The organism is Acidimicrobiales bacterium, assembly GCA_041394265.1.
GTDB lineage: Bacteria > Actinomycetota > Acidimicrobiia > Acidimicrobiales > SZUA-35 > JBBQUN01.
The window spans coordinates 1,153,137-1,176,733 of sequence record JAWKIO010000005.1; the positions used below are offsets into that span (position 1 = coordinate 1,153,137).

The 23,597-nt window shown below is 66.9% G+C and carries 24 protein-coding genes; 14 read left to right on the forward strand and 10 right to left on the reverse strand.

All coding sequences use genetic code 11. The features are described from left to right. Positions 1 to 141 precede the first annotated feature (141 nt). Together R2733_05535 and R2733_05540 are read left to right on the forward strand one after the other, a co-directional pair. Positions 142 to 912 carry a hypothetical protein gene (locus R2733_05535; GenBank protein ID MEZ5375957.1) on the forward strand — a complete coding sequence of 257 codons (771 nt, stop codon included), beginning with the start codon at positions 142 to 144 and terminating at the stop codon, positions 910 to 912. Positions 913 to 938: 26 nt separating this feature from the next. Then, positions 939 to 2,357, forward strand: coding sequence for a serine hydrolase (locus tag R2733_05540; protein MEZ5375958.1), 1,419 nt, complete (start codon positions 939 to 941; stop codon positions 2,355 to 2,357). Here R2733_05540 and R2733_05545 read toward each other — a convergent pair whose 3' ends face one another. Further along, positions 2,358 to 3,041 (reverse strand): hypothetical protein, encoded by a 684-nt coding sequence (locus R2733_05545; protein ID MEZ5375959.1) that lies wholly within the window; start codon positions 3,039 to 3,041, stop codon positions 2,358 to 2,360. A 37-nt stretch (positions 3,042 to 3,078) separates the two neighbouring features. On the opposite strand from R2733_05545, the gene R2733_05550 reads away from it, so the two are divergent. Continuing rightward, the gene (locus tag R2733_05550) at positions 3,079 to 4,170 is read left to right on the forward strand and encodes an LLM class flavin-dependent oxidoreductase (GenBank protein ID MEZ5375960.1); all 1,092 of its coding nucleotides are present in this window, start codon (positions 3,079 to 3,081) and stop codon (positions 4,168 to 4,170) included. A gap of 33 nt (positions 4,171 to 4,203) precedes the next feature. Here the strand turns inward: R2733_05550 and R2733_05555 are convergent, their stop codons facing one another. Continuing rightward, positions 4,204 to 4,830 carry a hypothetical protein gene (locus R2733_05555; GenBank protein ID MEZ5375961.1) on the reverse strand — a complete coding sequence of 209 codons (627 nt, stop codon included), beginning with the start codon at positions 4,828 to 4,830 and terminating at the stop codon, positions 4,204 to 4,206. Positions 4,831 to 4,872: 42 nt separating this feature from the next. After that, positions 4,873 to 5,340: a GNAT family N-acetyltransferase gene (locus R2733_05560; protein ID MEZ5375962.1), complete on the reverse strand. Its 468-nt coding sequence runs from the start codon at positions 5,338 to 5,340 to the stop codon at positions 4,873 to 4,875. Between the two features lie 65 nt (positions 5,341 to 5,405). Between R2733_05560 and R2733_05565 the strand changes: the two genes are divergently transcribed. Beyond that, positions 5,406 to 5,804 carry a hypothetical protein gene (locus R2733_05565; protein MEZ5375963.1) on the forward strand — a complete coding sequence of 133 codons (399 nt, stop codon included), beginning with the start codon at positions 5,406 to 5,408 and terminating at the stop codon, positions 5,802 to 5,804. Positions 5,805 to 5,825: 21 nt separating this feature from the next. On the opposite strand, the gene R2733_05570 is transcribed toward R2733_05565, so the two are convergent. Both R2733_05570 and R2733_05575 read right to left on the reverse strand, forming a co-directional pair. Further along, on the reverse strand, positions 5,826 to 6,179 hold the full coding sequence (locus R2733_05570) for a VOC family protein (GenBank protein MEZ5375964.1): 354 nt from the start codon (positions 6,177 to 6,179) through the stop codon (positions 5,826 to 5,828). Between the two features lie 215 nt (positions 6,180 to 6,394). Continuing rightward, positions 6,395 to 8,176: a hypothetical protein gene (locus tag R2733_05575; GenBank protein MEZ5375965.1), complete on the reverse strand. Its 1,782-nt coding sequence runs from the start codon at positions 8,174 to 8,176 to the stop codon at positions 6,395 to 6,397. A gap of 125 nt (positions 8,177 to 8,301) precedes the next feature. Between R2733_05575 and R2733_05580 the strand changes: the two genes are divergently transcribed. The 4 genes from R2733_05580 (at position 8,302) to R2733_05595 (ending at position 11,069) form a co-directional block, all read left to right on the forward strand. After that, positions 8,302 to 9,372 carry a DUF3626 domain-containing protein gene (locus R2733_05580; GenBank protein ID MEZ5375966.1) on the forward strand — a complete coding sequence of 357 codons (1,071 nt, stop codon included), beginning with the start codon at positions 8,302 to 8,304 and terminating at the stop codon, positions 9,370 to 9,372. Positions 9,373 to 9,381: 9 nt separating this feature from the next. Next, positions 9,382 to 10,314, forward strand: coding sequence for an aldo/keto reductase (locus R2733_05585; GenBank protein MEZ5375967.1), 933 nt, complete (start codon positions 9,382 to 9,384; stop codon positions 10,312 to 10,314). 62 nt (positions 10,315 to 10,376) lie between these two features. Continuing rightward, positions 10,377 to 10,841, forward strand: coding sequence for an organomercurial lyase (gene merB / locus R2733_05590; protein MEZ5375968.1), 465 nt, complete (start codon positions 10,377 to 10,379; stop codon positions 10,839 to 10,841). 6 nt (positions 10,842 to 10,847) lie between these two features. Beyond that, positions 10,848 to 11,069 carry a hypothetical protein gene (locus R2733_05595; GenBank protein MEZ5375969.1) on the forward strand — a complete coding sequence of 74 codons (222 nt, stop codon included), beginning with the start codon at positions 10,848 to 10,850 and terminating at the stop codon, positions 11,067 to 11,069. A gap of 8 nt (positions 11,070 to 11,077) precedes the next feature. Here the strand turns inward: R2733_05595 and R2733_05600 are convergent, their stop codons facing one another. From R2733_05600 to R2733_05620, 5 genes are all read right to left on the reverse strand, one after another. Further along, the gene (locus R2733_05600; protein ID MEZ5375970.1) at positions 11,078 to 12,412 is read right to left on the reverse strand and encodes a glycosyltransferase; all 1,335 of its coding nucleotides are present in this window, start codon (positions 12,410 to 12,412) and stop codon (positions 11,078 to 11,080) included. A 40-nt stretch (positions 12,413 to 12,452) separates the two neighbouring features. Beyond that, positions 12,453 to 14,717 carry a glycoside hydrolase family 92 protein gene (locus R2733_05605; GenBank protein MEZ5375971.1) on the reverse strand — a complete coding sequence of 755 codons (2,265 nt, stop codon included), beginning with the start codon at positions 14,715 to 14,717 and terminating at the stop codon, positions 12,453 to 12,455. Between the two features lie 136 nt (positions 14,718 to 14,853). Then, complete coding sequence (locus tag R2733_05610) at positions 14,854 to 15,621, reverse strand: VOC family protein (protein MEZ5375972.1); 768 nt, start codon at positions 15,619 to 15,621, stop codon at positions 14,854 to 14,856. 3 nt (positions 15,622 to 15,624) lie between these two features. Then, positions 15,625 to 16,407 carry an enoyl-CoA hydratase-related protein gene (locus tag R2733_05615; GenBank protein MEZ5375973.1) on the reverse strand — a complete coding sequence of 261 codons (783 nt, stop codon included), beginning with the start codon at positions 16,405 to 16,407 and terminating at the stop codon, positions 15,625 to 15,627. Continuing rightward, entirely contained in the window at positions 16,404 to 17,204 is an 801-nt protein-coding gene (locus R2733_05620; GenBank protein MEZ5375974.1) for an enoyl-CoA hydratase-related protein, read from the reverse strand. The genes R2733_05615 and R2733_05620 overlap by 4 nt, the downstream gene beginning before the upstream one ends. Before the next feature lie 113 nt (positions 17,205 to 17,317). Between R2733_05620 and R2733_05625 the strand changes: the two genes are divergently transcribed. The 6 genes from R2733_05625 (at position 17,318) to R2733_05650 (ending at position 23,585) form a co-directional block, all read left to right on the forward strand. Continuing rightward, complete coding sequence (locus tag R2733_05625) at positions 17,318 to 18,556, forward strand: CoA transferase (protein MEZ5375975.1); 1,239 nt, start codon at positions 17,318 to 17,320, stop codon at positions 18,554 to 18,556. Further along, a complete protein-coding gene (locus R2733_05630) occupies positions 18,553 to 19,353 on the forward strand; it encodes an enoyl-CoA hydratase (GenBank protein ID MEZ5375976.1) in 801 nt (266 codons plus the stop codon). The genes R2733_05625 and R2733_05630 overlap by 4 nt, the downstream gene beginning before the upstream one ends. Positions 19,354 to 19,378: 25 nt before the next feature. Continuing rightward, positions 19,379 to 19,825 carry a hypothetical protein gene (locus R2733_05635; protein ID MEZ5375977.1) on the forward strand — a complete coding sequence of 149 codons (447 nt, stop codon included), beginning with the start codon at positions 19,379 to 19,381 and terminating at the stop codon, positions 19,823 to 19,825. Between the two features lie 7 nt (positions 19,826 to 19,832). Next, positions 19,833 to 20,900 (forward strand): DUF2817 domain-containing protein, encoded by a 1,068-nt coding sequence (locus R2733_05640; GenBank protein ID MEZ5375978.1) that lies wholly within the window; start codon positions 19,833 to 19,835, stop codon positions 20,898 to 20,900. 83 nt (positions 20,901 to 20,983) lie between these two features. Next, entirely contained in the window at positions 20,984 to 22,642 is a 1,659-nt protein-coding gene (locus R2733_05645) for an alkaline phosphatase D family protein (protein ID MEZ5375979.1), read from the forward strand. 64 nt (positions 22,643 to 22,706) lie between these two features. Then, a complete protein-coding gene (locus tag R2733_05650) occupies positions 22,707 to 23,585 on the forward strand; it encodes a DUF1206 domain-containing protein (GenBank protein ID MEZ5375980.1) in 879 nt (292 codons plus the stop codon). The last annotated feature ends 12 nt before the right edge of the window (positions 23,586 to 23,597 follow it).

Sequence of the window (23,597 nt, forward strand, 5' to 3'; positions counted from 1 at the left end):
GTCGGTTCCAGGCGAATCCGAGGGTGGTTCTCAGCGTTCTTTCATGTTGGGCACCGAAGATCGAGTCATTCCCTCCCACGGGTCGCTGGCAATGTCGCCACCGCCACGACCCGAACATCCTGACTCGAAAGGTCGCTCCCAATGGCAACCCCCAACGATCCGTCGAATCTCCGCAAGCGCTCGATGACCGTCGCCGCCGTCGCCGGCGCGTTCATCGGCGCCGCCGGCATCGCCGGTGCTGCGGTGAACGTCTCCTCCGGCTCCTCTCAAACCTCCACGCTGCAGTCGAGCACCGTCGCTGCCCAGAACGATGCGACCGTCATCGAAGCCGACGACACCAGCGGCGACAGCACGGCCACGGAGAGCAGCACCGAGGACAACAGCACCGACGACAGCGCCACCCACGATCATGGTGACCGCGGCGATCACGGCGACCGTGTCAGCACCGAGGAGGCCCTGACCGGCGATCTCGCCGACCAGGTCAGCGCCGCAGCGCTCGCCGCGGTCCCCGGTGGCACCATCGACCGGGTCGAGACCGATGACGGCGGCGCCGCCTACGAAGCCCACATGACCGACGCCGACGGCAACCCCGTCCACGTCACCTTCGACGAAGACCTCAACGTCGTCGAGATCACCGAGGGCGGACCGGGCGGTCGAGGTGGCCATGGCGGCCGCGGTGATCACGATGGTGACCGTGGCGGTCACGGGGCGGAAGAGGCCCTGACCGGTGATCTCGCCGACCAGGTCAGCGCCGCAGCGCTCGCTGCAGTTCCCGGCGGCACCATCGACCGGGTCGAGACCGACGCCGACGGCGCCGCCTACGAAGCCCACATGACCGACGCCGACGGCAACCACGTCCACGTCACCTTCGACGAGAACCTCAACGTCGTCGAGATCACCGAGGGGCGCTGACCTGGGCGTCTGCGCCATGATGGCGCATGGACTTCCCCCGAACCGCTCCGAGTTCCCAGGGCGTCGACGCCACCGGCATCCTCGCCTTCCTCGACGCCGTCGAGCGTCATGAGCTGATCGAGCCGCACGGCTTGATCATCCAGCGCCACGGCCATCGCATCACCGAAGGGTCGTGGGCGCCGCACACGCCCGAGCGCCTCCGTCTCGTCTACTCCCTCTCCAAGACGTTCACAGGTACGGCGCTCGGGCTGCAGCTGGACGCCGGATTGCTGTCACTCGACGACCTCGTCAGCGACCATCTCCCTGAGCTCTTCGACGACGACACTCCCGATGCCACCCGACGTATGAAGATCCGGCACATCGCCTCCATGTCGTCGGGGCATGACCGCGAGATCCTCGGCGAGGCCATCGTCGCCGACCGGTCGAACGTGGTCCGTGCCTTCCTCCACATCCCGCCCGACGCCGAGCCCGGCACCCTGTTCGCCTACAACCAGCCGCCGGTCCTCGCGCTGGCGATGATCCTGCAGCGACTCGCCGGCGAACGGGTGAGCGACTACCTGCGCCCTCGGTTGCTCGAACCGCTCGGCGTCCACGGCTTGCGCTGGGCGCAGTTTGCACCCGGTCTCGACATGGGCTTCTCCGGTGTTCACACCAACCTCGACGCCGTCGCCCGCCTCGGTCAGCTCTATCTCGACCACGGTGTGTGGGATGGCAAGCAGCTCCTCAGCGCCGACTGGGTGGCCGAGGCGTCCCACCGACACATCGACACCCCGCTCGAGGAGCGGGTCGACTGGCGGGAGGGCTACGGCATGCAGGTGTGGATGTCACGCCACGGCTATCGGGGTGACGGCGCCTTCGGCCAGTACATGGTGATCCTGCCCGAGCACGACGCCGTCATCGCCATGTTCTCGTGTGTCGAGGACATGCAGGCCGTCCTCGACGCCATGTGGGAGCACCTTCTGCCGGCCATGGGCGGCGAACCACTTCAAGGCTCGGCCGCCGACGATGCGCTGCTGGACCGGTTGGCCGGGCTCCGATTGCCCACCGTCGCGGAACGAATCGACGCGAAGCCGATCGAGAGGACCGCGCTGGATGGCGTTCCGACCATGTTCACTCCTGGCGTCGTCGGTGAGCATTCGCACCGGTCGGTGACCAGCATCGAGATCGACGGTCAGGAGCTGGTCATTCGTGAACGCGAATCGACCCTCCGGCTCCCGCTCACGGCTGACTGGCGAAGCGACCCTGGCAGCGCCGTCTCCGCCAGTGCTGCGGCCGTCGCCGACGGTCGGCTCGCCGTCGATGCCGTCTTCCTCGATACGCCGCACCGACTCGAGATCGAACTCGACCCGGCCACCGCCACCTTCACGGCGAATTGGTGGCAACTTCCGCTGTTCGGCGCCGGACCACCGTCGATGCTCGCCAACTTCAAGATGCCCGCCGACTGATCAGCGACGAGCACAGATCCTGAGCGCACCGACTGCAGCGAACCCCGCAGCCGTCGCCTCGTCGAGCGCGTCGCTCCACTCGTAGCCGACGACCGGCAGCCCGTCGCCGAACTCCCAACACAGACGGGCAGCAGCCATCACTGCGGCGTCGCCGAAGACGTTCGACAATCCCGTGCAGTCGAGTGATCGATTCGCGATCGCGCCTCCGTCGATGACCCCGTCGCGACGCCGACCCCAGCATGCGATCTCCGGCCGGCCGAGCAGTGCATCCGGGAATTGTCGGGCCGGCGAGATGGAGCCGTCACTCCAGGCCGCCTCCCATTCCTCGAGGTCGGCGGCGCTTCGGACGCGGTGCCATGCCGCGAGGTCGGTCTCACTGGGCGCTTCGCAGTAGATCCACGACGCCTCGATGAACGGCTGCAGTCGAAGCTCGTCGAGATCGAGCGTGCAGAACGAGTCCTTCACGACGAAGTCCACCTGCTTCGCCATCTCGGCCAATCGCTGTTGCGTTTCGACTCCGAGCTCGGGTGCGGTGATCGTCACCCAACTGTGGAACGGCGGCGGCGGGTCGACGGCGACGAACGCGTCATCGAACCGATCGAATCGACAACCGTGCGCTGCGAACAACGTGGCATACCAGTCGGCGTTGTTTCGAGCGGTCATCACGGCGCGTGCGTCGACCATGGCAGGGCCCCCAATCGTTCGATGTAGTGTCGCGCTCGTGGCACCATCGAACGCGGTCAGCACCGAATTCTGGACATCGGGGGTCGGTATGCCCCGCTCGGCGGTGAAGCAGGCTCGTCGGGCTGAAGACGAAGGGTGGGACGGCATCGGCCTCGTCGATTCCCAGAACCTCGCAGGCGACCCCTACATCGAGTTGGCCCTCGCTGCGCACCACACCTCCACCATCCGGCTCGCCACGGCCGTGACCAACCCCATCACTCGTCATCCGGCCGCCATGGCAACGGCCATCGCCACCGTTCAGGCCGAGTCCGACGGCCGAGCGGTGTTGGGCATCGGACGTGGCGACTCCGCACTCGCCCATCTCGGACTCGCGCCGGCACCAGTGCCGACCTTCGAGCGCTACCTCGCACGGCTCCAGGGGTACCTGCGTGGCGACGAGGTTCCGTTCGAGATCGAGCTCGACCATTCCGGCGAGGTGCGACCCGCCGACACACTGCGACTCGCCGGCGGCCCGACCGCCAGCCGACTGCGATGGCTCCGCGATGACGCCGTGAAGGTCCCAGTCGACGTGGCTGCGTCAGGACCAAAGGTGATCGCCGCAGCGGCCCGCCACGCCGAGCGCATCACGTTTGCCGTCGGCGCCGACCACGAACGCATCACGTGGGCCATCGACGTTGCCCGGCAAGCTGCGAGCGATGCCGGTCGGGATCCAGCCACCCTTGCATTCGGCGCGTACGTCCCGGTCTACGCCCACCCCGATGCTGCGATCGCCCGCGAGAACATCTCGGGCATCGTCGCCTCCTTCGCTCGGTTCTCGGTCATGCACGGCTCGGTCAACGGACCCGTCAGCGACGCTCAACGAGAGAGCCTCGAGGCCGTGCACTCCCACTACGACATGGGCAGCCACTTCACCTACGGCTCGCCGCAGTCGAAGTTCCTGACCGACGAAGTGGTCGACCGTTTCGGCATCGCCGGTCCCGTCGGGTTCTGCGTCGAACGCCTCGGCGGGCTGATCGAACTCGGACTCGAGAAGATCTTCGTGATGGGAGTTGGTTCAGGCAGCGACCGAGACGAAGCGAACGCCGCCCGAGCCCGCTTCACCGACGAAGTGCTTCCGACATTGCGTTGAAGCCCGCCGTGGGCGGCGGCTCCCCGTGGTTGGCTACCGGAGCTCCCGAATCTCGGAGATGACGACCGGTTCGGTCTGACCCTCCCACGTGGCCGTGAGTCCGATGGCCGGCTTCGAGCCCGCCACCGGTCGGCGGAACACCGCCAGCTCGAATCGATCGTTGCGAAGCACCGCACCGTCGGCGTCGTCACGCTGGAGCTCGAACCCGTCGACCGGCACTCGCTCTTGGGACCAGCCGCCGCCACTGATGCGCACGTGGGTCGGGGCAACGAACCAACGGCCGTCATAGATGGCCATGCCAAGCGCCTCACCCTGACCCGTCATCGTGACGGCTGCCAACATCATGACCAGCTGCGGGTCGCGCAGTCCGTCATAGACCCAGCGAGTCCCGAGATCGGAGTGCGCCATCTCGGTGATGAAGCCACCCTCACCGCCTTCGAGCGGCGCATGGCGGTAGGTCAACGGCATCTGGAAGAGGGGGTCGCCGGCTCTCGCCAGGTGGACCTCCATCCCCACCTCACCGTCTGGATCGTCGAATCGGTACGACCCGATCACCTCGAAGGGTTCCGAGGAAGCCGGTCCCCACGGCTGGGTCGGCGCCCACTCGGCCAGCAGCTCCTGTTTGGTCGGGGAGATCGTTGCGGCGTAGAAGCGAGCCATGCGGCACGCTAGCACCGGCACCCACGGGGCGATCAGCTGCTTCTATGCGGGGTCGACCGGGCGCCGGAACGTGATCGAGGTTGGTCGGTCGAAGCCAGGATGGGCCGTACGTTCGGCTTCGCTGAAGCCCAGTGCAGCAAAAGCCCGGTGATTGGCGTCCAGCTCGATCCTGACCTGCAGCTCGAGCCATCCCAGCCCTAACTCCCGGGCTCGGATTTCTGCCTGGTCGAGCAGGCGACGTGCCAGTCCATGGCCACGTTCGCTTGCGGCGACGGCCAACTTGCCGACGTAGAGCACCTCGGGCTTGGGGGTCATGACGACGCAGGCCACGGACGGCAACCCGATCACCCACACCTCCCCCGGTCCATGCGCAAGGTCGTCGACGGTGAGCTGGTGCATTGACGACGGCGGGTCGATCACGCCGTCCATGTAGGCGAACTCCCGCCGGATGAGTTCGAGCGTCGAGCGGAACCCGTCGACGTCATCGAGCGCAAGTCGTCGCGGCGTCACGCCGCGAGCCTACGCACGCCTTCGACCTCTACCCTCGCCCCAGGCGATGTTGGAGGCACCTGCTGATGAGCGAACGTTCCGATGTGACTGCGGCCATCCGGTCGAGTTGGGCCGCTGATACCTGTGCGGAAGCGGGCTGGCACGAGGGCAACCCGTCGAAGGGCCAGTGCGAACCCTCGTCGTTCGTCGCCTGGCGCTATCTCGGTGGCGACCTGGTGCTCGGCCGAGTGCTCGTCGACGGACACCAAGTCGAGCATCACTACTGGAACCGGATCGACGGCGAGGATCTCGATCTCACCAGCGAGCAGTTCGGGCCCGAGCACGTCGTGGAGAAGCTCAGGGTGCTGTCAAGCGACTTCCTCGCCGACAACATGTCCGCCATGAAGCCCGAGATGTTGCGTCGGATCGAGCTCATGACCAAGCGCGTCACCGCCATCGTCGGACAGCCGCCGCTGCTCCCATAGACCGATGTCTCGGCGAGGGAGTCAGCTGACGCGAGAGCTCAACACGCAGAACTCGTTGCCCTCGGGGTCGGTGAGCACGACCCACGATGCGTCGCCCTGACCGATGTCGACCCGTGACGCTCCGAGTTCGAGGAGCCGGGCCACCTCGGCGGCTTGGTCGTCGGGCCGGAAGTCGAGATGGAGGCGGTTCTTGCTCGCTTTGGTCTGGGTCGCTCGAACAAACAGCAACCCGGGGAGGCCGTTCGGCGTCGGCCGAATCTCGAACTCCTCCGGCTCGTCGTTCACGACCACCCAGCCGAGAGCCGCAGTCCACCACCGTCCTAGCCGCTCAGGATCTTCGGCGTCGACGATCACTTGCTCCCATTCGAGACTCATGCGCCGGATGGTAGGCCCAGCCCCATCCTGCAGCCCGGCCTTTGCGGGCCCGGCCTTTGCGGGGCCCGGCCTTTGCGGGCCCGGCCTTTGCGGGCCCGACGCGGGGTCGGTCGTCGGTTCGGGCGCGGCGGTGCCGACCTCGAACGTCGGTTCGGGTCGGTGCGTGGGGTGTGGTGTGGTGTGGTTGACGAGATGCTCTGGCTGCTCGCTGGGAGCTATTCGAGTTTGATGCCGGTGGGGAGGAAGAACCCGACCGTCCCGTCGGGCATGGGTTCGCAGTAGAACTTGTTGCGGCTCTTGAGGTCGTGGTGGTAGCGGCACAGACATTGGCCGTTGGTGAGGTCGGTGGGGCCGCCGTCGACGAAGGCTCGGAGGTGGTCGGCTTCGCAGTAGATGGCGTCGCGGTGACAGCCCGGGAACGTGCAGCAGCGGTCACGGAACTTGATCAGTTGCTTCTGGGTGGCCGAGAACAGGCGGCGGGACTGACCGGCGTTGATGATCACGTTGGGTGCGGTGTACACGACCCGGCGGATGCGGGCTTCGAATAGGTGTTGGAGCATGATCCGGAACGGGATCGGTGTGCCCCGCAACGTCTCACAGCGTCGCATCGGATCGACCGCCGCCGCAGTCGACGGGCCGGAAGGAACCGGGTACGGCGGATCCGGCAGCCGCAGCCCGCCGGACGTGGTGCCAGTCGCAGTGTTGGTGGAGGCCGTGGGGTTGGTGGCGTGCGCGGTGGTGGCAGCGTCGCTTCCGGCAGCGTCGGACCCGGTGGCACGGTCGGCGCTGGCACTGTCGGTCCCGGTGGCGGCACCGTCGCCGGTGCTGGCACCGTCGGTCCCGGTGGCGGCGTAGTCGTCGCAGTCAGACGCCGATGTCGCAGCGCCCCCGCTGTGGGTGACGACGTCGGTCGGGGCCGTGTCACCGCCCGGCTCGCCAGCAGCCGCCGATACGGGGGCGTCTTCCTGGGCGGCGGTGTGGTTGGATCCAGCGGTGCCTTCGCCAGCGGCAGCGCCGCCCCAAGCTGCAGCGGCCCCATCGCTGGTGCCGGTGTCGGGTGCCCAGTCACCGAGGTCGGCATGCAGCATCTGGGCGATGAACTCCGACAAACTCAACACATCCAAACCGAAAATGATCGACGGCTCCGGACGCTGCGCCCCCTCGGGCGTCGATGACCCGTCGATCACCAGTGACACCAACGCATCGAGGCGACGTTGCCGGTCACTCCGACGCAGCATCGACTTGGTGATCACCTCACCCGGCGCCGCTTCCGCCACCGCTTTCGCCCAATCGGCGTCGAAGAACTCCGCTGCCCGCTTCGACACCAGCTGATCGAAGATCTCACCGTTCACCGGATCGAGCCGTCCGGCGAGATGGAAGTTGCCGTCCAGGTCTTTCGACGACTGATAGAACCGGCGCTCCAGGTTCAACAAATACTTCTCGTACGCCCCATCCGGGTCGGCGAGCGACAACCATTTCTGGCATACCAAACCGAACTTCTGCGGCGGCAGACTGCAGGCGGCGTCGCACAGCATCTCCTCGTCCCGATACAGCAGATCTTCGAGCTTGGGGTTGTTGCGCCACAACTCCCCGAGATGGTCGAGGTGGTAGCCGGTGATCTTGCCGTCCTCATGCGCCAGATAGAAGCGGGCGAACGCGACCTCAGTTTCCGAACGACGGATCATGCGATGCGCGTGCGCTGGGGTGACCTTCGCCCGATGCGCCAGCCACGCCCCGGTCGACCTCGAACCGAGATGGCGGCCCACACCACGGCGATGCGCGGCGAGCGCCAACTGGCCGGTCTGGGTCTCGAGGTGCTCGGCGGCGTTGGCCATTACCAGCAACAGGTCGGCCATTTCATCGGCCGATAGATCCTCCACATCGTGCATGGAGGAGAACGTGAGGAGCTGATTGGCCAGCTGGGCGACATAGGGCGTCGACGGATCAGCAGTGATCCGCCCCCTCTTCCCCGCATCCTTCGCCGACCCGAAACCCATGAAAACAGTATGACGATGGGGTATGACAGCCCTCGACCGTTCGCAGGGTTGAAGCGTCGAGTCGCACGTTGGTTCGCTTCCATCAATGATGATCCGGCGCCGACAAGCCGTGCGAGGATGGACACGTGCAGTGGGGCGGCGTCGAGGAGCAGCATCCAGCCGTTGCGGCCGTGGGGCGTCGAGCGGCCGGACTCGAGGCGAACGCCCTCGCCCGACTCTCGGCGTTTGACATCGACGAGGCGACGATCGTCGCCGCCACCGAGCACCTGTTTGCCAACAGCCGACTCACGTTGAACTTCCACCCGGATCGACGGGATTCGCTCGGTCGTACGGTCGCTGCGGGGCTCCTCTCCGACGGTCGCTACCGTTCGCAGTTCGAAACGGGCATCTCGAACGGAGGGAGATTCGCCGTTCCCGGTGGGGATCGAACTCGCTGGGAGTCCGCGCTCTTCGACGATGCCTACGACAACGGCACGCTCAGTCGCCCTGTCTACGGGGCTCTCGACCCGTTCGGAGACTCTTACGGCGGAGCACCACGGTTCGGCTCCAGCTTTGTCGTCCTCGAGTCGCACTGCCTCGCCCGAGCGACGTTCTGCGTTGGCGACAGCCACAGCGAGCCAGTGGACATCGGCACGCTGCGAGAGCCGCTCTCGATCCTTGCTGGCGCATTCGACCGGTGTTCGACGGGAACCGGCTTCGGACGTGGTCTCACGGTCGACCGGCTGCTGACTGCATTGGGCAAGAGATCCAGCGACAGCCTGTCGGCACGCGAGCTCGACAGCTACATCGAGGCGCAGATCCACGGCTCGGTGGATTTCGAGCGCGATGTGCAAGCGATCGTGCTCGACCCGAGCTTCCGCGGGAGTGCCGTGGAACGGGACCTCACCCTGGCCTCGGAACGATTCGGGTTTGCCATCGGCTGGAACGAGGGGTCAGAGGTACGACCCGAGCAGATCCCGCCCGAATTTCGTGGAGGCGACATGCTCGATCTCGCTCGTGCGACCGCTCGTCCCGATGGACTCCTCGATGCCGCGGCGATCGGGACCGCCATCGCCAACGTGCCCTTCACCGCCCCATCGATCGAAGGAGATCCCGAAGCGTCGCCGAGACAGCGGTACAAGAAGCTCTGGCATTGCTGCCTGAAGTTCGGCCGACCCATCCCAGGCCCACCGGCCCGCGACGACCAGCGCGATTAGGGTGCGGGCATGGAACTGCGCCAACTGGGAACGCTCGAGGTGTCGGTCGTCGGACTCGGCTGCAACAACTTCGGCATGGCCATCGACGCCGATGGGACTCGTGCCGTGGTCGACGCAGCGATCGATGCCGGGATCAACTACTTCGACACGGCGGAGTCGTATGGGGGCGGCGAGTCGGAGACGTTCCTCGGGCGGGCGCTCGCCGGTCGCAGAGACTCGGTGCTGATCGCCACCAAGTGGGGTCACACCAACGGCCTTCCCGAGGGCGAGCGCAATGCGTCGCCCGAACGGATTCGTCGCTCGCTCGAGGCCAGCCTCACCCGGCTCGGCACCGACTATGTCGACCACTACCAGCTGCACCGCCCCGACCCCAACACGCCGGTCGAGGAGACGCTCGGCGCGCTGGCCGAACTCAAGGCCGAGGGCAAGATCCGTGAGATCGGCTGCACCGCCTTCAGCGCCGATCAGCTCGACGAGGTCTATTTCGCCGCCGGTGCCACCGGGCTCGCGCCGTATCCGAGCGTGCAGAATCACTACAGCCTGCTCACACGCGACCCCGAGACCGACGGTGTGCTCGATGCCTGCCGTCGGCACGGCATCGTGTTCGTCCCGTTCTTCCCGTTGGAGTCGGGCCTGCTCACCGGCAAGTATCGCCAGGGCGAGCCGCTGCCCGAAGGCTCGAGGCTCGCCCGCTGGGGTGAGCGATCGGCGAACTTCATCGACGACGACAAGCTGGCGACGGTCGCTCGCCTCACCGACTTCGCCGAGTCGAACGGGCACACGATCCTCGATCTCGCGTTCTCGTGGCTCGTGTCGAACCCGACGATTGCCAGCGTCATCGCCGGTGCGACCTCACCCGATCAGGTCCGGGCGAATGTCGGTGCCGCCAACTGGACGCTGACGGCCGAGGACTACGCCGCCATCGACGCGATCCTTGCCTGACACCGACAACCCGACCTGCCCTGAGACCGACACGCCCGAGACCCACCCGAGAGGACGAACACATGGCCGAGCTGGAACTGATGGACCGTGGCTACGCCGCCATCATGCGACGCGTCGTGGCATCGGGCGAAGCGCCGCACTTCACCGAACTGGCGAAGGAACTCGACATCGAGATCGAGTACGCCCGCCAACTGATCCACGAACTGGTGGCGGTCACGCCCGGTTGGACCCACCCGGGCACCGACTACCTGGCATCGTTCCCGCCCTTCAACCTGCAACCCACCCAGTATCGGGTCACGATCGACGGCGACCAGCGGTGGTACGCCCAATGCGGGTTCGAGGCCATGGCCGTTCGCTGGCTCGTACCGGGGAGCACGGTGCGCATCGACGCTCCGTGCTTGTGTTGCGGCGACCCGATCTCGGTCGAACTGTGCGACGAAGACGTCGTCAGTGTCGACCCGCCAGAAGCCGTCGGCTACACCGCGTCACAGGTCGGAGGTGATGCGGCCAGTCGGCCGTTCAGGTGAGCGAACATGAATCTCTTCCGGTCGGAAGAGCACGCTCGCCGCTGGGTCGGCTTCGACGAGGCGATGGCATCCAGCCTGAAGCCGGTCACCGAATGGGCTTCGATCTTCTCCAACCCGATCTTCCGGGAGCGGGGCCGAGCCGACTACATCTCGTGGACACGCTCCGACGACGGGGTCGTAGCGTTCGCCAACCTCCGGGCCAGCCTCCCGCAGCGAAGCGAGGGCTGACCGAAAGATCACGCCACGGATTCGAGCTCGAGACTGAGGGGCCCGATGCCGGCGAAGAGCCGATCGAACACGGCCAATCGATCGAACTGCAGCGCGTAGGCCCGCGCTCGGTCGGCTCGCCGGGTCAACTCGGTGCCTGCGGTATCGAGGATCGCGTCGTCGAGTGCACGGGCGATGTCGACCGGACAACCGGGTTCGACGATGGTTGCCGTTCCGCCGACCGCCTCGGGGATGCCACCCGTTGCGGTCGTGATCACCGGTCCCCCGCCGGCCAGCATCTTCTCGACGAGCGCGATGCCGAACGTCTCCACGAATTCGGGCATCGGCTTGCTCGGCAAGACGTACGCAGCGCTGCCCGCCATCAGGAGTCGCTTCTCGTCGTCGTCAACGTCGTCGAAGAACACGATCCGATCGCCCGCGCCCGACGAAGCCGCCCGCCGCATCGCATCCGCGCGAGCGCCGCCCGTGCCGGCGATCACGAGTGTCACCCGCTCCCGCGAACGCGACATGGCGAAGCCGTCGATGAGATCGGCGACGCCCTTGGCCGGAGTGATCCTGGACAGGAACAGCGCGTACGAGCCCGGCTCGAGCCCCCGAGCTCCGAGCGCATGGCGAACCGACGCAGGGTCGAGGTCGACGAAGGCAGCGCTGTCGACTGCCGGATAGGAGATGCCGACGCGGGCCCGGCATGCCTCGGCGAACCGGGTACCCAACGCAGCGTCGACCTCCGTCGCCGATTCGACGATCAACTCCTTGGTGTAGGCCGACACCGCTACACAGCGGTCGTGGGCGAGGTAGGTGGCGAAGACGGCAGCCGCCGCGCCGAGGCTCCCCGTTGCGAGGCAGGAGCGGACGACATTGGTGATGTCGGAGCCGACGGCTTCGGCAACGGTCGCGACCTCGACCGGGCCACCCATCACCCGGGCGATGGCGAGTGCCTCCATGACGGCGTTGGCGTGCGGGGTCAGGTAGAGCGAGAGGCAGACGGTCGGCACGCCGTCGGTGAACAGCTCGACGAGACGGCCGACGATCCCGGCGACGAAGCGACCGTCGGGCACCTTGTAGTCACCGACGGGTGCCGGGCGTTCGACGGTGATTCCCAGGCTGTAGGGAAGGACCGAGTCGAGCGGTTTGAGCGGTAGCTCGGTGAGCGCCTCGAGCGGCCACGTCACGATACGCACATCGTCGAACCCGCGGAGGAGTGCCGCTTCGGCCAGGTTGCGGGCCTCACCCGAGTGACCGCAGATCACCGGGTCGGCCCGCACCACGATGACCAGACGCTGTGACGGTTCGGACGATGGCGTATCGCTTGCGGGCGGGCGAGTCACGGCGGGTGCGGTCACGGAATCTCCTTGCGATGGCGGGCGGCGGGTGGTCGGGGCATCAGGTCGAGCGGCGGGCCGGCGCTCTCGCCCCCGGGGTCGAGACCGAGGGCGGCCGGGTCGTTGCGCCCCAGGCGGCCGGTTCGTTGGCCAGCTCGAAGGTGATCAGACGCGCACGACGGAGTTCGTCGCCGGTCACCCAGCTGCGGTGCAGGTAGGCGCCGTCCATCGAGGCGGCAACGACGTAGAGCGGCGCCGAGCCGGCCGTTCGAGGCTCGAAGCCCTCGGTGGCGATGACCAGCTGGTGGTCGCCAATCGTGATCCGGCTCCGCTCGAACGCCGGTGCGTTGAGCAGGAACAGGTTCTGTCCGGCAACGGGGAACAGACCGAGCGACGCCATCACGTACCACGAACTCAGCCCGCCCGAGTCGTCGTTGCCCGGAAGCCCACCGCGGCCGGTGGCGAACTGGAACTGGAGGATCGAGTGGACGATCTCGGCGGTGCGATCGGGCCGGCCAACGTAGTGGTAGGCCCAGGGGGCTTCGATATCGGGCTCGTTGTTCAGGCCCTCGAACCGGTCGAGCGCGTAGCCTTCCTCGAGCGCCTCGGCGAAGGGCGGATGGCCGAGCTGCTTCACGGGTTGGGCCCCGTAGCCGAAGAATGCGTCGAGCAGGTCGGCGAACGCCGATTCGCCGCCGGCCAACTCGATGCGGGCTGCCATGTCGTGCAGGAGACGGAACGAGTAGTTCCACCGCCCGCCCTCGTAGTAGGTCGAGTCGACGAGGAGTCCGGTGTCCGGGTCGAACGCATGAACCCATCGGGTCGCGAGCCCGTCGAGTTGCTCGGCGAGGACGGCATCATCGAGGGCTCGGGCGACTCGGGCCGTGCAGTGGTAGCCATACGCCAGATCGAGCGTGTGGCTGATGGGATGAGCGACGCCCTTGTCGAGGTACTCCTCGCCATACCCTCGCCGTAAGTCGGCGGTGAGGTGGACGAGCGCCCATTCCCAGTCGATGTCGTCGATCCCAGCGGCCAGCGCATCGGCGAAGAACGTGTGGGCGAGCGCGCTGGCCTGCCGGAAGAATCGGTCTGCGCCACGCGCCATGCGATAGCCGATCGGCAGGTTCCCCTCTTCGCTGCTGACCTGCAGGAGAGCGTGGAGCAGCGTCGACGCCCGCTCCGGAGCGATGAGGAGCAGCAGCGGCAACTGGGTCTTGTAAATGTCCCACATCGTGCAGATGTCGAAGACGAACGGGCCGTCGGCCGGCCAGAAGGGGCTCTCGTCGTCGGCGAAACACGGTTTGACGAACGAGTGATAGAGCGCGGTCGCAAAGATCGAACGCTGCTCGGACAAGCCGCCGTCGACGTGGATCCGGTCGAGGACGTCGCTCCACAGCGCACGGGTGGCGGCTTGTCGCTCGTCGAACGGCGTCACTTCGTCGGGTGCGTGACCCGTCCACACCGTGCTCTCCCGCGCTGCGGCCAGGTCGGCCCGCAGGTTCGCCTCGGCCTGCTCGACACCGCGGAGCGAGAACCCAATCCGGAGCTCGACCGTTGATCCCGGCGCAGCACGACCACGGAACATCGATCCGAAAGGCCGCAGCGTCGTCTGTCGAATCGAGTCGAAGTCGAGCCGGCTCCCGCCCGACATCAGGCGTCGGTCGTACCACAGCGACTGCCGCCAGCCCGGGGCATCACATTCGATGTAGACCGCCAGCGGCACCCCCTCGACCACCACCTCGCCCCGAAGCGCGTTGGCCCCCACTGCCTGCAGCTTCGCTCGCATCGGGACGGTCTGGCCGTGTTCGATCTGGAGTCCACCGCTGGAGAAGTCGATGACGACCCTGGCGTCCGGCGCCTGCGGGAACGTGTAGCGGTGGATGGCGCTCTTCGGGCCGACGGTGAGCTCGCAGCGGATCCGCTTGCCGAGGGTCGCGGCGTAGTAGCCGGGGGAGGCCGCCTCTTCTTTCAGCGTCCACTGCTCGCCCAGCATGTCGAGCGGCTCGAGCATGGGCGTGACGCGGAAGTAGTTGTAGTACTTGCGGATGGCGCCGGTTCCCGACTGCTGGAAGTGGGTGAATCCTGACGCCAGCTGTCGATGGTGCAGTTCGGGCGGGATGCCCTCAGTGCTCTTGTCATAGAGCCCGTACCCGGTCGGGTAGGCGCCGGAGTAGGCGCAGGCCGAGACCATGCCGAGTGGTGCGGTCGCTCCGGGGTGAGTGTTGCCGACCTGCGGTTTGGGGAACCACCAGGTCGCGGCCAACCCCTCCGGCGGCGGCAGGTCGGTGACACCCGTGCCGATGAAGGGATCGACCGAGTCGATCATCGACGGCGAGGATCACGTGGTGCGAGAAGGGTCACGGGTCCGAACGTACGAGACGTTTGTTCCCGGACTGTTTCCCGCCGATGAGCGGCGTGTGACGACGGTCTCCGAGGGCGCTACGCCACGCTCACAAAGACGTTCAGCTGATCAGATCGAACCGGACGCCACCGATCATCACCCAGGACTCGCCGCACTCGAGGGAGCGCTCCCTGGCCCGATCGATCACGTCGCCGACACGTCGGACTGCGACCTCGCACGCTGCCAGCCCATCGCCCCGCTCATCGACCGGATGGGCGAAGCGGATGGTCGACCCATCGGCCTCGATGACGAAGGCCTCGGCGCCGGTTGGTGTGACACCCTCGACGACCGGTAGCTCGAGAATCTCCGACCATCGGGCGCTGACCGCAGCGGGATCGCTGCACTGCACCGTGGCGCCGACGATCGCCGTTGCGACGTCGGTGCGGATGGACGTACGCCAGTCAGGCCCCGCCGGGTGCCATTCGAGTTCGCCGACCTGGAGGTCGACCTCGAGGAAGGTGCCGCCCGTGTCGGCGGGATGCAGTTGCATATTGGTGAAGCCATCGCCGTTGAACTGGGCCACCACGCGAACACCGAGTGCGTCGACGCGTTGGCGGCGGGTGGGGTGATCGTCGGTCTGGAAGATCAGCATGTAGCCCCCGTCTCCACCGCGACGATGGAGGAATCGATCGGCCGTGATGCCCTCGACCAGCGGCGCAACGACTTCGAGGAATTCCTCGCCCACCGGGATGACGGCGTTGTGCAGCTGGAGCGAACCGATTGCCGGGTCGTTGTAGCCGACGGCGAGATCGAAGACCGCACACAGGTCATCGACCACCTGATCGAGGTCTCGGGCGACGAGCGCCACCTGACGAAGGTGCAATGACATGACTCAGATCCCCTTGAACTCGGCGGGTCGTTTCTCGACGAAGGCAGCGAACGCCTCCTTGCAGTCCTGGCTCTGCGTGATCCGGGTGTGGTCCTCGGTTTCGAGCCGAATGAAGTCGGCGAAGCTCATCGACTCGGCAGCGACGTAGTGCGCCTTCATCGCTCGGAGCGCGAGCGGTGCGCTGCCAGCGAGACGCTGCGCTCGTTCGAGAACAAACGGCAGCAACTCGTCGGGATCCAACACCGAGTGCACCAGTCCGAGATCGAGCGCCTCGTCGGCGGTGAGCTTGCCGGGGAAGAACGACAGCTCCCGGGCGACACTGTTGCCGACGATGCGGGGCAGCATCCATGGGATCCCCATGTCGCCGGCGACGGCCACGTCGAGGAACGCCGTGTTCAGCTTGGCGGTCCGGCTCACGTAGCGGAAGTCGCACGCCAAGGCGTAGCCCATCCCCGCTCCGGCGCAGGCGCCGTTGATGGCTGCGATCGTGACCTGCGGCATCTCGTGGAGCAGCACCGGCACCTGGAAGTACTCCGAGCGCAATGTTTCGTCGCTCGCGCCCGAGGAGTAGTGGCGCAGGTCGGCCCCGGGACAGAACGCCGAGCCGTTGCCGGTCAGCACGAGGGCCATGACCGACGAGTCGGCGGCCACGGCCGACAGGGTCTCGTAGAGCTCGCGTGCCATCCGGTTGGTGATCCCGTTCAGATGCTCGGGACGGTTGAAGGCGACGGTCGCCACTCCCCCGTCCACGTTCAGTTGAACGGTCGCGTCGTCGGTCGAGCTCATTGGTCCCCCAGTCGGTCGAACTTCGGCGGTCGACGTTCGATCAGCGATGCCACACCTTCGGTCACGTCGGCGCGGTCCATCGCCTGCCATTGCACGATGTCGGCCTCTTCGAATGCAGCACGATGGTCCATGCCGAGATGGCGGTAGGCCAACCGTTTGGTGTCGGCCATCGACGCCGGCGACACGTTGGCGGTCAGGTCCTCGACGTAGGCGATGGCTTCGTCGAGCAGGCGATCGGCGGGGATGACCCGCTGCACGAGGCCGATGCGGTGGGCTTCGTCGGCGTCGATCCGACGGGAGGACCACAGCAGGTCGAGGGCATCACCGACGCCCACGAGACGGGGCATCAGCCAGGTCATGCCATGCTCGGCGATGAGGCCCCGCTTGGAGAAGACGGTCGTGAAGCTGGCTGCCGAAGAAGCGAAGCGCAGATCGCACTTGGCGGCGAGCACGAACCCGCCGCCGGCGGCCACGCCATTGACGGCAGCGATCACCGGCTTGGGCTGTTGGATCAGATAGCTGAACAGGCCATGCAATTCGTCGTCGCCGATCGCCGGTCGGCCCGACGAACCGGTCGACGCTGCCCCCGACAGCGCCGTGGCGTCGAGTCCGGCGCAGAAGCCGCGGCCCTCGCCGGTGATGATCAGCGCAGTGACGGCTCGGTTCGCCATGGCGTCGCGCACCGCCGTCTCCATCTCACCGAGCATCGAGTAGGTGAAGGCGTTCAGCGCGTCCGGTCGTCGCAGGGTGAGTACCGCCGTCGAGCCGGTCACGTCGAGCGAAACGTCTGCTGCCATCCGGTCAGTCAACGGGACCGCGTCCACCTGCGTCAAAACCATCCGCGCCAAAGCTGGCGGGCCGAGCGCCAATCCTGCTAGCCAATGGTGCGAACCACGGGAGGTCCGACAAGATGCCACACCAACCGGACGACCTGCTCCCGCTCGCCGATCTGGTGGTGCTGGACTTGACGGTGGCGCGCGCCGGACCCACCGCCGTCCGCCAACTCGCCGACTGGGGAGCCGATGTCATCCGCATCGAATCGCCCGGCATCGGCGTCGCCAACCAGACCACCCCGGACTACCTCAACCTCCATCGCAACAAGCGAAGCCTCGCCCTCGACCTGAAGTCGTCCGAGGGTCGTGCCGTGCTCCACCGGCTCGTCGGGCGGGCCGACATCCTGATGGAGAACATGCGGCCCACCGTGAAGTACAAGCTGGGCTTCGACTGGGACACTGTCACGGCGATCAACCCTCGTCTCATCATGGGATCGATCTCTGGCTTCGGCCAGACGGGGCCGTATGCCGAACGAGGAGGGGTCGACCAGATCGCTCAGGGCATGTCGGGGATGATGAGCGTGACCGGACTTCCCGGCCAGGGACCAGTGCGGGCCGGGGCCGCGATCTCCGACATCGCCGCTGGTCTCCAGTTGGCCATCGGTGTGCTGGTCGCCGTGCACGAGCGGCAGCGCACCGGTGTCGGCCGCTGGGTGCACACGTCACTGCTCGAGTCGATGATCGGCATGCTCGACTTCCAGGCCGCCCGCTGGACCGTCGACCACGAGATCCCGCCGCAGGCGGGCAACGACCACCCGACACTCCGCCCGATGGGCCTCTACCCGACCGCCGACGGCCACCTGAACGTCGCCGCCGCCTGGGGACATCTGTGGTCAGCGTTCTGTCAGGTCATCGGCCGACCCGACCTTCCCGACGACGAGCGCTTTGCCACGCCCGCCGGGCGCAAACAGCACCATGACGAGCTGACCGAGATCATCGCCACGGCACTTGCGGCCCGCACCACCGCCGAATGGGTCGAGTTGCTGAACGAGGTCGGGGTGCCGGCCGGGCCCGTCAACGACCTCCAACAGACCTTCACTGATCCACAGGTGCAACACCTCGGTGTAGCCACACCCACCCATCACCCGGTGTCCGGCGACGTCGAGATCATCCGCAACGCCACCACACTGGCTGGCGTCGCCGACGACATCAGGACACCGAGTCCGCTGGCCGGCGAACACAGCACCGAGATCCTCGCCCAGTTCGGCTTCGACAACGACGAGACCAACGAACTGCTGGCCCTGGGCGTGATCGCCGACCGGCACCGCACCAATCGACAGGGCAACACGCACACGCCGACCAAGGGAACCCCATGACGATCCAACTCGACACCGACAAGATGCTCGCCGAGGTGCGCGATGGCATCGGCTGGATGACCTTCAACAATCCGGCCCGCCACAACGCCATGTCGGCCGAGATGAACCGGGCGATCCCCACGATCATCGGGGCCTTCGCCGACGACCCGTCGGTACGGGTCGTCGTGATGCGAGGGGCCGGTGGCCGGGCGTTCGTGTCGGGTGCCGACATCTCCGAGTTCGGCGAGCGGCGGACCTCGGTCGACGCCCGCAAGGAATACGACGCGATCGCGGCCGAGGCGCAACGGGCGTTGACCAAGCTCGACAAGCCGCTCATCGCCATGATCGAGGGGTATTGCATGGGCGGCGGTGTCCTCACGGCGATGAAGGCCGATATCAGGATCGCGTCCGACAACTCCCAGTTCGCCGTCCCGGCGGCCAAGCTCGGTCTGGGCTACGGCTACGGCGGCGTCGAGGCACTCGTTGACCTGGTCGGCAAGGCGGTCGCCGCCGAGGTGCTCTTCACGGCCCGTCGCTACTCCGCCAGCGAAGCCGCTGGCATCGGGCTCATCAACCGATCCGTCCCGGCTGCAGAACTCGAGACGACGGTGGTCGACCTCGCCTCGGTGATTGCCGGCAACGCCCCCATGACGATCCGTGCCATCAAGGCGGCAATCGGTGAAGTGGGCAAGGATCCGGACCGACGCGACCTCGTACGGGTGGCCGAGCTGACCGAGGCCTGCTTCCGGTCCGAGGACTATCGCGAGGGACAAGCGGCCTTCCTCGAGAAACGCACACCGAACTTCGCCGACCGCTGACGCCCCGTTGTTCTAGGGTGATGCGATGCGAACCCTGCTGCTCGTCCTCCATTTGATCGGTGTCGCTGCCTGGCTCGGCGGCAACTTCACGCAGATGGCGGTGATGCCCGGTCTCGATCGAGCCGGCGGGGTGGTGGCCGTGGCCTGGCACCAGGCTTCAGGCCGAATGGCGCAGATCTACTACTCGGTCGCCGGGACCGTCGTCTTCCTCACCGGCGTCGGCCTCGTGCTCGACGGACCGTATGAGTTCTCTCACGCGTTCGTTTCCATCGGCTTCGCGGTCGTGATCATCGGTGGCGTGATGGGGGTCGCGTTCTTCGCACCGACGTCTCGAGCCGCCGTCGCGGCCCACGAGCACGGTGACGCCAGCGCCATCGGCAAGGTGCGCCAACGATTCGCCATCGGGGCCGCGATCGACACCGCCCTCGTGATCTTCACGGTCTACGCCATGGTCGCGAAGCTCGGCGTCTGACGAGGCGATGATCCCTCCACTGAGCACGTCATACGCCGACGCCAGAGCAGCGTTCCTCGAGGCTGCTGCGGCCGCTGGGGCCCGCATCGATACGTTTCCGCATCCGCTGGTCGGACTGGAGGGCGAACCCCTCTCGATCGACGTGGCCGAGGTGGGACCGGAAGAGACGGACAACGCCATCGTGGTGGTCTCGGGGACCCACGGCGTCGAGGGCTACCTCGGCTCGGCGCTCCAGCGCCACCATCTCGAGACCTACGACCGTGACCGCACGGGCGGTCCGGTGCTCGTCTTCGTCCACGCGCTCAATCCCTACGGCTTCTCCTGGGTCCGCCGGGTCAACGAGGACAACGTCGACCTGAACCGAAACTTCATCGACTGGGAACGACCGGCCCCGGCCAACGACGACTATCACGACCTGGCCCCCGCGCTGGTCCCGCCCTCGTGGAGCGAAGCCGATCAGGCGACGTCGTTCGAGACGTTGATGCGACAGCTCGAAGTCCTCGGACTCGAGCGTCTCCAGCAGATCATCTCGGGCGGCCAGTACGACCATCCAACGGGCGTCTTCTACGGCGGCACCGGGCCCACCTGGTCGAACCGATGGATGAGCGAGTTCATCGGGCATCGCCTGTCTGGCATGCGGCGAGTGGCGATCCTCGACCTGCACTCCGGACTCGGGCCCTGGGGCCATGGCGAGCTCATCAGTTCCGCTGCGCCCGGCGACCCGGCGCTCGACCGTCAGCGAGCGTGGTGGGACGACGTCACCTCACTGCACGATGGCACCAGCGTGTCGGCCGAACTCGCCGGCGAATGGCTCGGTGCGGTCACCGACCTCCGCCCCGACACCGAGGTCACTGGCGTCGCCATCGAGTACGGCACGGTCGACCCCATCACCGTGCTGCAGGGTCTGCGGGCCGACGCCGTGCTCCACGCCAGCGGTGCGCCGTCCGCTCCCGAGGCGAAGACCATCCGGGATCAGGTTCGTGCGGCGTTCATCGACGACGACCCGGCCTGGCTCGAGGCGTGCTGGGCGCGCTACCTCCCGGTCGTCACGACTGCCGTCGAACGTCTGACCTGAGTACTCGCGAGGCGACCACGTCAGCTCCTCGGCCAGTCCGACCGGTGTGGCCCGGTGAGCGATGACTGGCTACGTTGCCGTCGATGGAGACCGTCGAAGGCGATGCCGGGTTCACGACCGCTCCCCTGGTGTTGGGGCCGATGCTGCGTTACGTCAGCACCACCTCCGCCACCGTGTGGGTCGAGACCTCTCGACCCGGGACCGTCGAGGTGCTCGGCCATCGGGCCTCCACCTTCAGCGTGCGTGGGCGACACTTCGCGCTGGTCATCATCGAGGGCCTCGAGCCGGCATCGGTCATTCCCTACGAGGTGCGCTTCGACGACGACCTCGTGTGGCCGCAACCCGACAGCGAACTTCCGCCGAGCGTCATCCGCACCCTCGGTCACGGGGACGTCGACCTGTTGATCGGATCGTGCCGAGCCGCCGCACCCCACGAGAAGCCGTACACGCTCGAACTCGCCTTCGACGATCGTGGCCGCGGCATCGACACCATGCGGGCGCACGCAAAGCGGATGGTCTACGACCCGCCGGAGAAGTGGCCGGTCGCCATGCTGCTCGTCGGCGACCAGATCTACGCCGACGACTCCTCTCCGTCGACCAAGGAGCGAATCGAGGCGACGCGACCCGACGCGGACGAGCTGCCACCGTCGCTGGTCGCCGACTTCGACGAGTACTGCTGGCTGTACCACGAAGCCTGGTCGCCGACCTTCGAGCGCTGGCTCTTCTCGGTCGTACCGACCCTCATGATCTTCGACGATCACGACGTGATCGACGACTGGAACATCTCGGCGTCCTGGGTGACGGAGATGTCCGGCGAGTCGTGGTGGGAGGCCCACGCGGTCGGTTCGGTCATGTCCTACTGGATCTACCAACACCTGGGGAACCAGTCGCCCGAGCAGATCCGCGCCGACGGCCTGCTCGACCGACTCGTCGAGGCGAACGAGGCGTCACAGCTCCTCGAGTCGTGGGCACGATCGGTCAACGATGATCCGACGACCTACCAGTTCAGCTTCAGCCGCCACATCGGCGAGGTGAAGGTCGTCGTCGTCGACGGTCGCCATGCACGAGTGCTCGATGGCTCGACGAGGCGGATGGTGAACGAGGGTGAGTGGCAGTGGATTTGCGACGAGGCGCTCGAACCGACCCGTCACGTCGTCCTCGCCACCACACTGCCGGTCTTCATTGCTCCAGGGCTCCACGATCTCATGGTCTGGAACGAACGAGTCTGCGAAGGTGCTTGGTCTCGCTACGCCATCGGTTGGGGGGAGAAGATTCGTCGGTCACTGGACCTCGAGGACTGGTCGGCCTTCGGCGACTCCTACACCGAATTCGCCCAGCTGATCGAACGAATCACCGGCGGCAGCGACGCCCCCTCATCGACGGTCGTCGCGTCCGGAGACATCCACTTCAGTTATGTGGCGCGCGTCGCGATCGGCGGATCGGCCAGTCGGGTGTACCAAGTCGTCAGCTCACCCATCCGCAACGCGCTGATCCCTCCGGAGCGGGGGGTGATGCGTTTCACGCTGACGACCGCCGGCGCCCGCATCGGTGCGGCCCTGCGGCGGCTCACGCGGCGCCGGCCGAGCGCCGTGCCGATCGACATGATCGCTGGACCCCACTTCGCCAACAACATGGTGCTCGTGCGGTACCGGGGCGACGACGTCGGGGTCATCATCGAGCAGTCCACTGACGACGAGGACGACGGCCCAGCGCTCGTGGTGGTCGACGACATCTCGCTCTGAGCTCACCGAGCGCCGTCGAGGTCGAGCGCGTTTGTCCGACCAAGCGACGGGGTAGCCCGCCGCCATGACGACCCTCTTCGATCAGTCCGCCTCGAACGATGATGTCGGAAGCGAACGGGCGCAGGAATTCGCCCGTGAACATCCCCGCTTGGTCCAGTTGGGCCGCGTCGGCTGGGCGGCGAACGGTGTCGTGTACGCCCTCATGGGCGCGTTGGCGTTCACCATCGCCGGGCAGTCCGCCGGCACCACGACCGGTCAGGGTGAGGAAGCCAGCAAGTCGGGAGCGATCGCCACCATCGCCGAACAGCCGGCGGGCGCAGCGCTCCTGATCGCCATCGCCATCGGACTGGCGCTCTACGCCATCTGGAAGCTCGTCTCTCTCGTGCTGCCGGCCGACAATGACGCGCACGCCTGGGTGTCCCGGCTCGGCAGTTTGCTCGGAGCGGTCAGTTACGTCGCCCTCGGTTGGACGGCGTTGTCGATCGCGCTACGGCCGGGGACCAGCGACGGCTCGAATGGCTCGCGCGTGGAGACCTACACCCGCCGCGTACTCGACGCGACCGGAGGACGGTTCCTGATCTTCGCCATCGGCCTCGGCGTCGTCGGCCTCGGTGGCTACTACCTCTACAAGGCCTGGAACGCGACCTTCGAGTCCGATCTCGCTCCCGGGAGTGTCGGCCCGTTGAGCCACCACGCCCTGGTCAACATGGGCCGAGTCGGATGGCTCGGGCGGGGGCTGATGGTCGCGTTGATCGGCTCGTTTCTCACCCGGGCCGCGATGCAGTTCGACCCTGACGATGCTGTCGGGCTCGACGGTGCGCTGCGTCGGGTGGCCGGCTCCCCGCTCGGCACGGCACTCGTCGCCGTCGTGGCGCTCGGCCTGATTGCCTACGGTGTGTTCTGCATCGTCAGTGCCCCGCGCCGACGTCTGACCTCCGTCTAGCTTCGACGGACC